This window comes from Rhodococcus sp. ACPA4 (assembly GCF_002300185.1).
In the GTDB taxonomy this organism is placed as follows: Bacteria; Actinomycetota; Actinomycetes; order Mycobacteriales; family Mycobacteriaceae; genus Rhodococcus_F; species Rhodococcus_F globerula.
In genome coordinates, this window is sequence record NZ_NSDY01000001.1 from 2,337,709 (window position 1) to 2,354,194 (window position 16,486).

Here is a 16,486-nt window from a genome sequence, read left to right on the forward strand (position 1 = left end):
AAGCTCGGAGACGCGAAGTGCAAGGTCCGTGCGTCTGCGGTCAACTCGTAACGTTCGACCTGTACGGCACAGAAATTCGCCACTCCGGCGTTGTCGACGACAACGCCCTTGGGCAGCCCGGTGGTACCGGAGGTGTAGATGACGTATGCCGCGTTTTCCGCGCGGACGACGCCCCGCAGCTCCTCGGCGCGAATCGGTGCGCCGGACTCCGCGGCCATGACAGCGTCTTCGAGCGTGATCCAGTTGGATCCGGCGGGAAGCGCTGACACGAACTCTTCCGTCGTGAGACCGACTGTGGCACCGGAATCCGAGACCATGTGCGTGATGCGATCAACCGGGTAGGTGGGGTCTACCGGCACAAAGGCGGCGCCGGTCTTGGCTACCGCCCACAGCGCGAGCACGGAATCTGCCGATCGCGGAATGGCAATGGCCACTCGATCTTCGGCGCCGACACCGCGGCCGATCAAGACACGAGCCACCTGGGACGAGCGCTCGTCGAGCTCACGGTAGGTGATCGTTTCACCGGCGTAACTGATAGCTTGCGCGTCCGGGTTCACGGCTGCGGCATCGGTGAGAATTCCGGCCAGTGTTCCCGAAATACCCTGTGCGCCGCGCACATCGGTCAGCTCGAGCCGCTCAGAAGACTCGAGAATATTGATGTCGCCCACAGCGACTGCGGGGGCAGCGACCACGGATTCCAGAATGCGCACCAGTCGGCGAGCAAAGCCCTCGACGGTGCCGCTGTCGAACAAATCAGCAGCGTAGGTGAACTCCGCGGCTATTCCCTGAAGTTCGCCGTGCACTCCGATGGACTCGGATACCGACAGTTCGAGATCGAACTTCGCTGTTGTCGTGTCGATCTCGGCAGCCTTGACTGCCAGGCCGGGAAGTTCCAGCTCGGTCTGCGCCAGATTCTGCAACGAGAGAACAACCTGGAAGAGCGGATGCCTGGCCTGGGACCTGGCGGGAGCCAGGACGTCGACCAACCGCTCGAACGGGACGTCCGCATGGGCAAATGCGCTGAGCGCGGCATCGCTCGACGCCGCAAGCAGTTCCGTGAACGGAGCCGACGTGTCGACCTCGGTGCGCAGGACCAGAGTGTTGACGAACATGCCGACCAGATCGTCGAGCGCTGCCTCGCCGCGGCCGGCGACCGGAGTACCCACCGAGATGTCCGATGTCCCACTCAGGCGGGCGAGCAGCAGCGCAAGTGCGGCATGCAGCGCCATGAACAGCGTTGCATTGTGCTCCCGTGCAAGTGAATCGAGGCGAACATGCAACTCGGGCGCGATGTCGAAGGCGAATCGTTCGCCGCGCATCGACGCCACATCGGGTCGAGCCCGGTCGGCGGGCAGTTCGATCCGGTCAGGCAGACCCGCGAGCGTCTCGCTCCAGAACGAGATCTGCTGGGACATCAGTGACGATGCGTCGTCTTCGGAACCCAGGACCGCACGCTGCCACAGCGCGTAGTCGGCGTACTGCACCGAAAGCGGTTGCCACTGAGGAACAATCCCGTCCTTGCGAGCCGAGTACGCAATCATCAGGTCGCGGCCCAGCGGCGCCATCGACCACCCGTCTGCGGCAATGTGGTGAACCATGATCGCCAGCACGTGCTCGGTGTCACTCAACGTCAACAGACGCACGCGGATCGGCACGTCAACGGTGATGTCGAGTGCTGTCGAACCGACTGCGGCAATGGCGTCGTCGAGTTCACCGGTGTCGACGGACACCACATCGAGACCCTGGAACACATTGTCGACGTCGAGAATCGACTGCACCGGACCGGATTCGGCATCCGGGTACACCGTGCGAAGAACCTCGTGCCGAGCCAGCACGTCCTCGAACGCTGCTTCCATCGCGGCGACGTCGAGATTTCCACTCAAGTGAAGCGCGAAGGTGATGTTGTACGCCGCAGACGCCGTGTCGTAGCGGTTGAGGAACCACATGCGCTGCTGGGCGAGCGACAACGGAATGCTGCTCGGACGCGGCTGCGCGACGAGTGCGGTGCGCCCACCGCTGCCCGCGTGTGTCTCCACCCGTGCGGCGAGTGCCTCGACGCTCGACACGTCGAACAATGTGCGGACCGGCACCGTGGTGTCGAGTGCAGCGCCCAAGCGCGAGGTGACCTGCGTGGCGACGAGCGAGTTGCCACCGAGAGCAAAGAAGTCGTCATCGAGTCCGACTCGTTCCACCCCGAGAACATCGGCAATGATCTGTGCGACGATTTCCTCGACCGGCGTTGTGGGCGCGCGGAATTCACGCACCTCGAACACCGGCTCCGGCAGCGCGTCCCGGTCGAGCTTTCCGACCGGAGTCAGCGGAACCTCGTCCAAGGCCATGATGACCGACGGAACCATGTAACTCGGCAGGGATTCACCGACAAAACCCGCGAGGCGTTCGGCGTCGAAACTCGCATCGCCTTCGAGTTGGACATAAGAGACCAGGGCCATGACTCCCGCGATGCCTTCACGGCCCAGAGTCACGGCGAAACGAACGTCCTCGTGTGCTGTCAGCGCGGCGTCGATCTCGCCGAGTTCGATGCGGAAACCACGCACCTTGACCTGGAAGTCGCTGCGGCCCATGTACTCCAGGACGCCCTGCTCACCCTCGCGAGAAGTGCCGGTCCACCGCACGACGTCGCCGGTGCGGTACATCCGGGAGCCGTCCGACGAGTACGGGTTGGCGACAAACCGCTCCGATGTCAGCGCGTAGCGATCGTGGTACCCACGGGCCAATGCCGCACCCGCAAAATAGAGTTCACCCCTGGTGCCGACCGGGACGGGGTGAAGTCGCTCATCGAGGACAAGCGCCGACATTCCCTCGACGGGGCGGCCGATGTCGATTGGCAGACCTGCCGTGAGGTGCCCGTACGACGAAATGATGGTGGTTTCGGTAGGACCGTAACCGTTGAAGTACTCGCGTCCCGGTGCCCACGTTGCCAGCAGTTCCGGTGTGGTCACGTCGCCGCCGACAGAGACTACGGCCAACTCCGGCAGCTCGGCTGCGTCCATCGTGCCGAGCACTGCGGGCGTGATGATCGCGTGGGTGACATGCTCGTCGCGCAACAGTGTGGTCAGTTCGGGGCCACCGATGATCGCCGGTGGAACGATGACAAGGGTGGCGCCGGCGGAGAATGCCACCATCCATTCGAGAACCGACGGATCGAAACTCGGTGAACAGATGTGCAGGAACCGGGACTCCTCGTCGACCCCGTACCGACGCTGCGCGGCATCACGAACACCACGGAGCCCGCCGTGGGTAACGCTGACACCCTTGGGCTTTCCGGTAGAACCGGAGGTGTAGATCAGGTACGCAACATGTTCGTCGCGCAGCGGCGTGGTTCGTTCGGAATCGACGACCGTGGCACCCGATTGGGCGTCGACGAGGTTCACGGTGGACGGATCGTCCAGTGCCCACCATTCGGTGGCGGCAGGCAGCTGTCCCAGGAACTCCGATGACGTCAAACCGATTCGTGCCGCGGAATCCGACAGCATGTGGCGAACACGGTCGTCCGGGTAGTTCGGATCTACCGGAACGTAGGCGGCGCCGGTCTTTGCCACTGCCCACACCGCGCGAACCATGTCATAAGACCGTGGAAATGCCAGCGCAACAGTGGTTTCCGGACCGATATCACGTGCAATGAGCGCCCGGGCCAACCGTGACGACTGCTCGTCGAGCTCACGGTAGGTAACCGAACGTCCCTCGAATCGCACTGCGACCGATTCCGGATCAGCCGTACCTGCAGTGAGGATGTCGGCCAGGCTCGCTCGCGGCATCGCGTCGTCGGACGCGACATAAGTGAGGTCGACGAATTCAGTCGGCGAGAGCAGTTCGAGATCTCCGACCGTGGTCGCCGGCCGAGCCGTGACCGCGTCGAGAATCCGGACGAAGCGAGTGGCGAACGTAGCTACGGTCGATGCATCGAACAGATCCGTGGCATAGGTGAAGGTAGCGTCCAGGACATCTGAATCATCGCTTCCTTCAGGATTTTCCGACACCATCAGCTCGAGATCGAACTTGGCGACCGGAACTTCCAGTTCGGTGGCGACCGCAGTGATCCCCGAGAACTGCAACTGGCGACGTCCACTGATCTCGGCGGTCAACGCGACCTGGAACAACGGATGACGCGACTGGGACCGCGCCGGATTCAGGACCTCGACAAGACGCTCGAACGGCACGTCCGCGTGTCCGTAGGCGCTCAGTCCCGACTCGCGCACCCGGGCAAGCAAGTCTTCGAACGTTTCGCCTGCGTCTACCTCGGTCCGCAACACCAAGGTATTCACGAACATACCGATGACATCGCTCAGCGCTTCGTCGCTTCGACCGCCGACGGGAGCGCCGACGGCAATATCCGAGGTACCGCTGAGTCGGCTGAGCAGCGCCGCATACGCCGTTTGCAGGACCATGAAGAGCGACGCGTTCTTCGAACGTGCCAACGCGTTCAATTTGCGCGTCGTGCGCTCACTGATGTGGAAGTGGTGCTTGGCACCGCGATTGGAGGCAACGGCCGGGCGGGGGCGGTCGGTCGGCAGATCCAGCTGGTCGGGAAGCCCAGCGAGTGACTCACGCCAGAAGGCGATCTGACGTGCAGACTCCGACGAAGGATCATCTTCGGATCCCAGGGCGGCGCGTTGCCAGAGCGCATAATCCGCGTACTGCACGGGCAGCGGCGTCCAGGCCGGTGCGGTGTGCTCGCTACGTGCGGAGTACGCGACCAGGAGATCACGGGCCAGCGGACGGAACGACAAGCCGTCTGCTGCGATGTGGTGCAACACCATGACAAGGACAAAATCGGTGGCTGTGACCTCGAACAACGTGACGCGCAACTGGATCTCGGTTGCCACGTCGAATCCGCGTCCGGCGATCTCGACAGCGGCGGCCTGCACCTCACGCTTGGAGATTCGCCGCGGAGTGAGATCGATGGACACCTGGTCGATCGGCAGAATCACCTGCTGCGCGGTGCCGTCGGTGTCGGGATAGAGCGTGCGGAGCGACTCGTGCCGCTCGAGAAGATCCATCACCGAGGCGTGCAAGGCCGCGGGATCGACAGCGCCGGTCAATCGCACCGTGAACGGAAGGTTGTAAACCGGCGTCGACGGGTCGAGCTTGTTGAGGAACCACATTCGCTGCTGCGCCAAGGACACCGGAATGACGTCGGGACGCGGCTTTGCGACGAGTGGCGCCAGCGGCCGAACATTTCCCGCCAGCAATTCGGCCCGCGCGGCAAGCGTCGCCACTGTGGTCGATTCGAAGAGCTCGCGCACACCGAGTTGGACACCCATCGCGGAGCCCACTCTGGTGACCACTTGTGTTGCCACCAAGGAGTTTCCACCGAGCTCGAAGAAATCGTCGTCGAGACCGACTTGCTCCACACCGAGGACGTCGGCAAAGACGTCGGCGACAACTCGCTCGGTATCGGTGCGCGGTTCCCGGTACTGCTTGGCGCTGGCGAAGACAGGTTCCGGGAGCGCTGCGCGATCAAGCTTGCCACTGGTGTTGAGCGGCAACGCTTCCAAGACCATCAGTGCAGCCGGAACCATGTACGAAGGCAGGCTTCGACCCGCAAATTCGCTCAAAGCAGCCGAATCAACGGAACGGCCAGGACCCGGCACGATGTAGCCGACCAACTGGTCGCCGGTCGGTGTCTGCACCACCAACACGACGGCCTGCGAGACGTCGGGATGCGCGAGCAGCACGGTCTCGATCTCGCCGAGCTCGATGCGCTGGCCGCGGAACTTCACCTGGAAGTCGGTGCGTCCGATGTAGTCGAGGTTTCCGTCGTCACGTCGACGCACGAGGTCGCCGGTTCGGTACATCCGTTCCCCGGCGGGACCGTAGGGGTTTGCCACAAAACGATCGGAGCTGAGGTCAGGTCGACCGACGTATCCGCGGGCCAACTGCACTCCGGCGAGGTACAGCTCGCCCGGCTGGCCGATCGGCGTTGCGCGGAGGTGCGAATCGAGCACGTAGGCCTGAGTATTCCACTGCGGCAAGCCGATCGGGACCGACGTAGTGTCGGACCTGCGCGCCTCGTAGTAGGTTACCGAGACCGCAGCTTCGGTGGGGCCGTACAGGTTGTGCAGATCCGCGCTGCACAGTTCACGGAAGGCCGTAGCCGTCTCGGGCGGCAATGCCTCACCGATGACAAAGACGTGGCGCAGTGAATCACATGACCCGGCAGGGGCATTCGCGGTGAACAAGGTGAGCATCGACGGGACGAAGTCCGTGACGGTGACACGATGCTCGGCAATCTTGGCAGCCACGTACATCGGGTCACGATGGCCGTCGGGGGTCGCGACCACGAGGGTCGCACCGACCCGCAATGGCATGAAGAATCCCCACAGAGACACGTCGAACGTAGTAGCTGTCTTCTGCAGGTATACGTCCGATGCGCCGAGGTGGTACTCGGAGTTCATCCACTGGAGCTGGTTGTTGATCGCCGCATGTGTGACCGCAACGCCCTTCGGGCGACCGGTCGAACCCGACGTGTAGATGACATAGGCCGTATTCGAATACCGCAGGGGCGACACCCGATCCGAATCCGTGACTGGACTGGTGTCGAGTTCCGCGTCGTCGAGTTGGTCGATTTCGAGAACTCGGGTTCCGAGCGGCAGGTCCACCTGATCCCGAGCGGTGGTCAGAACACACACCGGCCGTGCGGAATCGAGGATGTACGCCGTTCGATCTGCCGGATGGTCTGGATCGACCGGCACCCAAGCGCCGCCGGCCTTTGCAATCGCATACAGTCCGACCATGAGGTCGAGGGAACGCCGAATAGCCAATCCCACAAGGGATTCCGGACCAACACCCATGTCGATGAGCTTGCGAGCGAGGCCGTTGACCTTCGCGTCGAACTCCGCGTAGGTGAGTGAGCTCCCCTCGAAGATCAGCGCGGTGGCGTCCGGGGTTCGATCGACCTGACGCTCGAACGGCTCGGTGATGGACTGCGAAAGTACGTGGTACCCGGTGCGATTCCAGAGCGCGACTTTCTTGCGCTCCTCTTCGGACGCAATGGGCAGGTCCCACACTCGGCGAGATGTTTCGGCGGAGATGAACTTTTCGAGGAACTCGACAAAGCGCGAGTGGTTACGCTCGGCGACCGACGCCGAATAGAGGTTGGGATTCGACTCGAAGTCGATGTGCGTCCGGGTGTCGCCGACGCTCTGGTACAGGTTGACACCGAGGTCTTCGATCAAACCCGTTGACAGGATGTGTAATTCACCGACCAGTGGCCCGAAGGCAAGTTCGGTGGAGAACATCATGATGTTGATCCACGGGCCGAAGAATCCGCCCTGACCTGGTCCGTCACCGTCGCGGACCATGTCTTCGTGCCGGTATCGCTGATGGCGCAGGGCGCCCGACATCTCACTGCCAACAGCGTCGAGAAGTTCCTGGACGGTTGTCGTCGAGGTGATCCTCAAGCGCAATGGCACCACGTTGGACACCATTCCGCCGGATCGGCGGAGCACTGCCGTGGTGCGGCCCGAGACGGGCAGCGACAGCGACACGTCCTCGCTTCCGGTCATCTGGGCCAGGTACGCGGCAAACGCTGCGACCACAGTGCCGGCGACCGTCGTCTTCTCGACGCGTTCGAGGAATCGCGCGAGCAACGCTTCCACATGGTTGGACAGCGCCGCACTGTTGATGCGGCTGACCGGCGTCGGCGGGGCGCTGCGACCGGCCAGGCTCGAAATCTCGTCGAGGTCGGCGATCTTCTCGGCCCAGAAAGTGCGGTCGGTGTCGAACCGATGGGAATTGCGGTAGGTGTTGTCGACCTCGTACACGTCGCGCAGGTCGGATGCCTCGTTGGGCGTGGGCTCACGGCCTTCGACGCGGGCCGAGTACAACTCGGCGACTCGAGTGACAAATGTGGACGCGCCGAAACCGTCGAGGATCGTGTGATGGACCCGGGTGTACCAGTAGTAGCGGTCCTGTTCGAGGCGCAGGATGGTTGCCGAGATCAACCGGTCTTCGAGCATGTCCACGGGACGGCTTCGGTCTGCGCGCATCCACCGCATTGCCGCGTCGTGGGGGTCGGCCTCACTGCGGACGTCGACATAGCCGACCGAGTCGTCAAGGGTGTCGTCGATGATCTGGAAAGGCTGTGCATCGACTTCGATGATCCGAACGAAGGCCGAACCGATTTCGCGGCCGGCGTCGGCGCACGCCGCCCGGAGCACGTTCAGCTGCAACGCGCCACGAAGTTCGACGTACTGCGCGATGTTGACGGGGACGCTGGGATCGAGGTGCTGCGCGAACCACATACCGAGCTGTGCGGCCGAGAGTGGGAATGCGCCAGATCGCTGAACTTCTTCCGGCGAGCTGCCGACCTCCGACTTACCGCTCTCCAGTTTTCCGTTTCCCAGCGACTTCACGCCCACAGCCTCTCTTCCACACCATTACGCACACGCTGTGACGCACATCTCGCCGCCACAACTTGTACCGATCTCATCTACCCTCAATGAGCCAGAACGATCCATCATCTCCGATGGGCCGCAGGCATGACAAAGCCACACCCAGACATATCGAGTTTGAAGTGAAGGTTCGTTACAGCAACAAGCCACAATTCGCCCACCGCGAAGGCTCGTCTCAGGATCCGACAATCGCAGCGGACAACCCCCTCCCTCACTACCGTTCCGACGGGCACGATCGAAGCAGTTCCGCGCACGGGCCTATCGCGCGCGCGAATCCCCGCGTAACCGCCCGATAAATGTACAGGCTCGGCAATTCGCGAGGAATCGCGCTGTTCACGGGCCTTTTTATCCAGACAAATCGACCGCCGTCAGCCGGTTCGGACTTCGGTCGGGTCCTACTCACGAAGAAACGCGCCGACTATGCGCCGACGCGTTTCTCCGTACCTCACAACTCATTCACACGAGCGTAACGCCCGTCACATTCTGCAGATACTCAGCGCTGACGCCCGGTGCCAGCTCCACCAGCGCAATGCCCTCCGGTGTGACATCCAGCACGGCCAGATCGGTGATGATGCGATGTACCACACCTTGGCCCGTCAACGGCAAAGTGCACCGCTCGAGGATCTTCGGGTTTCCCTCCCGGTCGGTATGCTCCATCACCACGATCACGCGGCGAGCGCCGTGGACAAGATCCATCGCGCCGCCCATGCCCTTGACCATCTTGCCGGGCACCATCCAGTTGGCGAGATCACCGGTACTCGACACCTGCATGCCACCGAGAACGGCAGTATCGATGTGGCCGCCACGAATCATGCCGAAGGACAGTGCAGAGTCGAAGAACGCGGCGCCTGGATTGACGGTGACGGTTTCCTTGCCCGCGTTGATGAGGTCGGCGTCGACCTGATCCTCGGTCGGGTACGGCCCGGTGCCAAGGATGCCGTTCTCGCTGTGCAGTACGACCCTCACGCCCTCAGGAAGATAGCTCGGGATCAGTGTCGGCAGTCCGATTCCCAAATTGACGTATTCGCCCGGCCGCATCTCCGCAGCCGCACGTGCGGCCATCTCGTGGCGAGTCCAACCGACACGAGTTTCCTCCGAACTGGTCACTTGGTGCCTCCTGAGACGGTTCGCTTCTCGATCCTCTTGTCTTGCACACCCGTATGTACGACCCGCTGGACGAACACACCGGGAAGGTGAACGTGTGCCGGGTCGATTTCGCCGGGCTCGACCAGATGTTCCACCTGTGCGATGGTGATCCGACCAGCCATTGCGGCAAGAGGATTGAAGTTCATCGCGGTCTTGTTGAAGACGAGGTTGCCTTCGGTATCGCCGTAGTCGGCATGCACCAATGCAAAATCCGCGGTAATCGATTCTTCCAACACATAGCGGCGATCCCCGAAAACGGCGGTCGCCTTGGGCGGAGAAGCGACGGCAATGGATCCGTCGGAGTTGTAACGCCAGGGCAACCCGCCCTCTTCGATGGGCGTGCCCACGCCGGCCGGCGTGTAGAACGCCGGGATGCCGGCGCCGCCCGCACGCAGACGCTCTGCCAGAGTCCCCTGCGGCGTCAGCTCCACTTCGAGCTCACCCGAAAGGTACTGGCGTGCAAACTCTTTGTTCTCCCCCACGTACGACGCCGTCACCCGGGCAATGCGATGAGCACTCAGGAGAATTCCGAGACCGTAATCGTCGACACCACAGTTGTTGGAGAACACTTCCAGATCGGTGGCGGTACCCTCGGCGATAGCCGCGATCAAGGCGTCGGGAATTCCGCACAGTCCGAACCCACCGACGGCCAGAGTGGACCCGCTGGCGATGTCGGCAACCGCGTCGAGTGCCGAACTCACAACTTTGCTCATGCGTTGTTCTCCTTACTCGGGGAGGATACCGGCGCGATGCAGCAGTTTCTCGGCGTGACGCAGAACGGGCGCGTCCACCATCTTGCCTTCGAAGGCAAACACACCACGTTCATGGGCCACTGCCGCAAGAACCCTTTGTGCCCAGTCGATTTCCGACTCCGACGGCGCGAACGCTGCGCGGATGACATCAACCTGGCTGGGGTGAATCGCAACCTTGACGTCGAACCCGACGGCAACGGCGTCGGCGGATTCGACGCCAAGTCCGACCAGGTCCTTGATGTCGAGGTACACGGAATCGACAGCCAGTCGGCCGTAGCTCTTCGCTGCCAGCAAGGTATTCGAGCGAACGTGCCTCGCAACGTCGCGGTACGAACCGTCCTGATGACGACTGGCATTGCCTCCGAGACCGGCGATCAGGTCCTCAGCGCCCCACATCACGCCGATGGTGTTGGCCGCCAGAGCGATTTCCTGCACGGCCAGTGCGCCGAGCGGCGACTCGACCAACGCAACGACCTCGGCGGGGGCCAGCGAGAGAACGTCGTCGGCCGATTCGCACTTGGAGAGCATCAAACGCGTGTAATGCGTGCCGTCGAGGGCAAGCAGGTCGAGTTCGTGCTCGCGAGTGCCGACGGGATTGACGCGCACCACCGTGCGTTCCGGGTCGAGCGGTGTGTCGATCAGCGCGGTGCGCGCTGCCTCCTTGTCGTCAGCGGCAACGCCGTCCTCGAGGTCGAGAATGACAACGTCGGCTGCCGCCGCAGCTTTTGCATAGCGCTCCGGGCGATCTGCCGGGCAGAACAACCACGCCGGCCCCGGCGGAATCCACGTCACGACGATTCTCCTTGCGGCCTCAACTGCACCAACGTTTTACGAGTTGCCACGGCCACGACGTCGCCGTGCTGATTACGACCGGTGTGGACCAACGTCACGATGCCTTCACCCGGGCGGCTCTTCGATTCACGCTTGTCGGCGATCAACGTCTCCGCATACAGGGTATCGCCGTGGAAGAGCGGCTTCGGGAAACTGATGTCCGAGAACCCGAGATTTGCCACGATGGTTCCCTGCGTCAATTGTGCAACCGAAAGTCCCACGATCGTCGACAGCGTGAACATCGAATTGACCAGGCGCACACCGAACTGTGTGTCCTCGCTGTACGCGGCGTCGAGATGCAGTGCCTGCGTGTTCATTGTCAACGTCGTGAACAGTACGTTGTCGGCCTCGGTGACCGTGCGGCCTGGGCGGTGTTCGTAGATTGCGCCAAGTTCGAACTCCTCGAACCAGAGTCCGCGCTGAGTGATCTTCTTGGTCTCTGCGTTGTTCATCTGAGAGTTCGTCACAACCCCGCCTCACGTGCGATGAGCATCAACTGCACCTCGGTAGTGCCTTCGCCGATCTCCAGAATCTTACTGTCACGGTAGTGCCGCGCGACTGCGTATTCGTTCATGAATCCGTATCCGCCGTGGATCTGGGTGGCGTCGCGGGCGTTGTCCATGGCAGCTTCGGAGGAGATGAGCTTGGCGATGGATGCCTGCTTCTTGAACGGCTTGCCGGACAGCATCAGTGCGGCCGCGTCGTAGTACGCGGTGCGGGCCACGTGGGCGCGAGCTTCCATGCGCGCGATCTTGAACGCGATGGCCTGGTTCTGACCGATGGGGCGTCCGAATGCCTCGCGTTCCTTCGCGTACTTGATCGACTCGTCGACGCAACCCTGGGCGGCACCGACGCTCAACGCCGAAATGGCGATGCGACCTTCGTCGAGAATGCGCAGGAAGTTCGCGTAGCCGCGGCCACGCTCACCGAGCAGGTTCTCTTCGGGGACACGGACATCCGCGAACGTGAGCGGGTGGGTGTCGGAGGCATTCCAGCCGACCTTGTTGTAAGCAGGCTCAGCCGTGAATCCCGGCGTCGTGGTCGGCACGAGAATCGTCGAGATTTCCTTCTTGCCGCCGTCCTTGACACCCGTAACCGCGGTGACCGTCACGAGCTTCGTGATGTCGGTGCCCGAGTTGGTGATGAACTGCTTGTTGCCGTTGATGATCCACTCGCCGCTGTCGAACTTGGCGGTGGTCTTGGTTCCACCGGCGTCGCTACCGGCGCCAGGCTCGGTCAATCCGAAGGCGGCAAGCGACTTTCCGCTGGTGAGCTGCGGCAGCCACTCTTCCTTCTGCGCGTCGTTGCCAAATCGGTAGATCGGCATGGCGCCGAGGGACACTCCGGCTTCGAGAGTGATCGCGACACTCTGATCCACCTTGCCCAATTCCTCGAGCGCGAGGCACAGGGCAAAGTAGTCGCCGCCCATTCCGCCGTACTCCTCGGGGAACGGCAGACCGAACAGGCCCATCTCCGCCATCCCGGCAACAACCTCGTACGGGAAGGTGTGATTGGCGTCGTGCTCGGCGGCAACCGGCGCCACAACTGTCTTGGCGAAGTCCGCAACGGTCTTGGCCAACTGCTGGTACTCGTCCGGAAGCGCTCCGGTGGCAAGGTAATCGGACATCAGGCTTCTTCCTTCTGAGTCGTGTTCTCGGTGTCTTCTTCTGCAGTGTCTGCTTCGGCGGTGGGTACGACGCGGGCCAGAATCTGATCCACCATCACCTGATCGCCCTGACGGACAAGCACTTCCACGGTTCCGTCGATCGGCGAGGTCAGCGAGTGCTCCATCTTCATGGCCTCGACGACCACCAGTGACTGCCCCGCCGACACGGCTGCGCCGTTCTCGACGTTGACCGCGATCACCGCACCCGGCATCGGACTTGCGATTTCGGCATCACCGGCGTGCGCGTCGTCGCCTCGAACGCTGACCTCGGCAACTTCGCGGACATGCCAGGTTCCGCCGCCGGCCAGCCACAGCCCACCCTCGGTCTCGGCCACGACAAACGTGCGCCGACGCCCGTCGATCACCACAGCCAGTTCCGATCCCGTCAAGCCGGCACTGAAAGCCTGCGGCTGCGAACCTTCGACCTCGACCTTTGCGTCTGTGGGAGTCCCGACTATCGACACATGCGCAATCCGGGTTCCGGCCGACAGGCGGATGCTGGTCGGAGCCGGAGTCCCCACGCGCCATCCGCTGGGAACGTCCCAAGGGTCTACCGATGCTGCAGTCGTCCACCGTGCCAGCCAGCGATAGGCCGCAGCGGCAATGAGGACCTCGTCCGTGGCGTCTGCCGCGACAAAGTCTTCAACCCGACGATCGAGCAGGCCGGTGTCGAGGTTGCCCGCGATCACATCCGGATCGGCAAGGAGGAAGCGTGCAAATTCGATGTTGGTGACCACGCCGAGAACCGCGGTGTCGCCGAGCGCACGATCGAGCTTGCGCAAAGCACCGGCGCGGTCGGAAGCGTGTGCGATGACCTTGCTGAGCATCGGGTCGTAGTCGCTGCCGACGACGGTTCCCTCGAGCAGGCCCGAATCGACGCGTACGCCCGATCCCGACGGCTCGACGAGACCGACGACGCTGCCACCGGTCGGCAGGAATCCGCGACCCGGATCTTCGGCGTACACGCGGGCTTCGATGGCGTGCCCGGTCAATGTGATGTCGCTCTGCTCGAAAGCCAGCTTCTCCCCGGCCGCGACGCGTACCTGCCACTCGACCAGGTCGAGTCCGGTGACCATTTCGGTGACCGGGTGCTCGACCTGCAGTCGGGTGTTCATCTCCATGAAGAAGAACTCGTCCGGCTTGTCGGCCGAAACGATGAACTCGACGGTGCCGGCACCGGTGTAGTCGACGCTGCGAGCGGTATTGCAGGCTGCTGCGCCGATGCGGTCGCGCGTCACCTGATCCAGCAGGGGTGACGGCGCCTCTTCGATGACCTTCTGGTGACGCCGTTGCAGGCTGCACTCACGCTCACCGAGGTGAACGACGTTGCCGTGCTGATCGGCGAGAACCTGGACCTCGATGTGCCGGGGCCGCAGGACAAATCGTTCGAGGAACAGCGTGTCGTCACCGAACGACGACGCGGCCTCGCGGCGAGCGCTGCGCAGCGCTTCCGCCAGATTGGCCGGATCTTCGACCAACCGCATACCCTTACCGCCGCCGCCTGCCGAAGGCTTGACGAGTACCGGGTAACCGATGTCCTCAGCTGCCGCGATCAGTTCTTCGTCGGTCAGATTCGGGCGAGCGATACCCGGAACCACCGGGACGTCGAATGCCGCCACCGCGTTCTTTGCGGTGATCTTGTCGCCCATCACCTCGATGGCACGCTCGTTTGGCCCGAGGAACGCGATCCCGGCCGCGGCGCAGGCTGCCGAGAAAGCCGAATTCTCCGACAGGAAGCCGTAACCCGGGTGAATACCCTGGGCACCGGTGGCCTTGGCGGCGTCGATCACCTTGTCGATGACGAGGTAGCTCTCGCGCGCCGGAGCAGGCCCGATGTTGACGGCAGTATCGGCTTCTCGGACGTGGCGCGCATTGGCGTCGGCGTCGCTGTAGACGGCAACGCTGCGAATTCCCAACTCGCGCAACGTGCGAATCACACGAACAGCGATCTCACCACGGTTGGCAACGAGGACGGTATCTATGGTGCGAAGCTCAGTCATCTCTCTCACATCCTGAAGACGCCGTAGGAGACCGGCTCGATCGGCGCGTTTGCACACACCGAGAGAGCCAGGCCGAGAACAGTTCTGGTATCTGCCGGGTCGATCACGCCGTCGTCCCAGAGTCGAGCAGTGGAGTAGTACGGATTACCCTGCGCCTCGTACTGCTCACGGATCGGCGCCTTGAACGCTTCTTCGTCGTCAGCCGACCACGGGTTACCCGCACTGTCGAGCTGTTCGCTGCGAACCGTCGAGAGCACCGACGCGGCCTGCTCGCCGCCCATGACCGAGATGCGCGCGTTGGGCCACATCCACAGGAACCGAGGCGAATACGCGCGTCCACACATGGAGTAGTTGCCCGCGCCGTACGAACCACCGATGACCACCGTCAGCTTCGGAACCCGCGCACACGCGACGGCCGTGACCATCTTGGCGCCGTGCTTGGCGATGCCGCCGGCCTCGTAATCGCGTCCCACCATGAAGCCGGCGATGTTCTGCAGGAACAACAGCGGAACACTGCGCTTGTCGCACAGTTCGATGAAATGTGCGCCCTTCATGGCTGATTCACCGAAGAGCACGCCGTTGTTGGCGATGATTCCAACCGGGTGGCCCTCGATGTGGGCGAACCCGGTAACCAGCGTCTTGCCGTATTCAGCCTTGAACTCCTGGAACGCGCCACCGTCAACGAGCTTGGTGATCACCTCGTGAACGTCGTACGGCGTACGGGGATCAGTCGGGACGACGTCGTAGAGTTCGCTCTGGTCGGCGACGGGCGGAACTGTCGAGATCACGTCCCAGGGGCGCTCGGAGCGGGGGCCAAGTGTGGCAATGATGTTGCGCACGATCCGAAGTGCGTCGCGGTCGTCCTCGGCAAGATGGTCGGTGACGCCCGAAACCTTGGAGTGCAGGTCGCCGCCGCCAAGCTCCTCGGCTGTCACGATCTCGCCGGTCGCAGCCTTCACCAGCGGCGGTCCGCCGAGGAAGATGGTGCCCTGATTACGAACGATGACTGCCTCGTCGCTCATTGCCGGTACGTAGGCGCCGCCGGCGGTGCACGAACCGAGAACTGCAGCGATCTGGGGAATCCCCTTGGCGCTCATAGTCGCCTGGTTGTAGAAGATCCGGCCGAAGTGTTCACGGTCCGGAAAGACTTCGTCCTGACGCGGCAGGAAGGCGCCGCCGGAGTCGACCAGGTAGATGCAAGGAAGGTTGTTCTGCAACGCCACTTCCTGCGCGCGCAGATGCTTCTTCACCGTCATCGGGTAGTACGTGCCACCCTTGACCGTTGCGTCGTTGGCCACGATGACACATTCGCGCCCCGACACCCGGCCGATTCCCGTGATCACGCCGGCACCGGGGCACTCGTCGTCGTACAGGCCGTTTGCGGCCAGCGGGGACAGCTCCAGGAAGGGACTGCCCGGGTCGAGCAGTGAATCCACCCGATCTCTGGGAAGCAGTTTCCCTCGACTGACGTGCCGATCCCTCGATTTCTGGTTGCCGCCGAGGGCGGCTTGAGCCAGTTTCTTCTTCAGTTCATCCACCAGAACGGTGTGATCGGATCGGTATCCCGACCCTTGCGTGATTCCACTGGGAGTCATCCCGCCGCCTTCGCCATGAGTTAATGCTCGATAACTGAAACTAGATTAACTATGATTAACTGAGTTGTCCAGGTCACACGCG

The 16,486-nt window shown here is 62.9% G+C and carries 8 protein-coding genes (1 of these 8 cut by a window edge); all 8 read right to left on the reverse strand.

Annotated features, from left to right (window positions below; all coding sequences use genetic code 11):
• Positions 1 to 8,375, reverse strand: the 5' portion of a protein-coding gene (locus CJ178_RS10585) for a non-ribosomal peptide synthase/polyketide synthase (protein WP_143547505.1). 20,230 nt of this gene lie to the left of the window's left edge; 8,375 of the gene's 28,605 nt are visible here — the first part of the coding sequence; it begins with the start codon at positions 8,373 to 8,375; its stop codon lies beyond the left edge, outside the window.
• 495 nt (positions 8,376 to 8,870) lie between these two features.
• Positions 8,871 to 9,521, reverse strand: a complete 651-nt coding sequence (locus CJ178_RS10590) for a 3-oxoacid CoA-transferase subunit B (RefSeq protein WP_033236939.1) — start codon at positions 9,519 to 9,521, stop codon at positions 8,871 to 8,873.
• Positions 9,518 to 10,273, reverse strand: a complete 756-nt coding sequence (locus tag CJ178_RS10595; protein ID WP_033236940.1) for a CoA transferase subunit A — start codon at positions 10,271 to 10,273, stop codon at positions 9,518 to 9,520. Before CJ178_RS10595 ends, CJ178_RS10590 begins: the two co-directional genes overlap by 4 nt.
• A gap of 12 nt (positions 10,274 to 10,285) precedes the next feature.
• The gene (locus CJ178_RS10600) at positions 10,286 to 11,104 is read right to left on the reverse strand and encodes an HpcH/HpaI aldolase/citrate lyase family protein (RefSeq protein WP_033236941.1); all 819 of its coding nucleotides are present in this window, start codon (positions 11,102 to 11,104) and stop codon (positions 10,286 to 10,288) included.
• Positions 11,101 to 11,595: a MaoC family dehydratase gene (locus CJ178_RS10605; RefSeq protein WP_033236966.1), complete on the reverse strand. Its 495-nt coding sequence runs from the start codon at positions 11,593 to 11,595 to the stop codon at positions 11,101 to 11,103. Before CJ178_RS10605 ends, CJ178_RS10600 begins: the two co-directional genes overlap by 4 nt.
• 11 nt (positions 11,596 to 11,606) lie before the next feature.
• Entirely contained in the window at positions 11,607 to 12,770 is a 1,164-nt protein-coding gene (locus CJ178_RS10610) for an acyl-CoA dehydrogenase family protein (protein WP_033236942.1), read from the reverse strand.
• Entirely contained in the window at positions 12,770 to 14,809 is a 2,040-nt protein-coding gene (locus CJ178_RS10615; protein ID WP_095887926.1) for an acetyl-CoA carboxylase biotin carboxylase subunit, read from the reverse strand. Before CJ178_RS10615 ends, CJ178_RS10610 begins: the two co-directional genes overlap by 1 nt.
• A 5-nt stretch (positions 14,810 to 14,814) precedes the next feature.
• Positions 14,815 to 16,404: a carboxyl transferase domain-containing protein gene (locus CJ178_RS10620; protein WP_045070858.1), complete on the reverse strand. Its 1,590-nt coding sequence runs from the start codon at positions 16,402 to 16,404 to the stop codon at positions 14,815 to 14,817.
• Positions 16,405 to 16,486 lie beyond the last annotated feature (82 nt).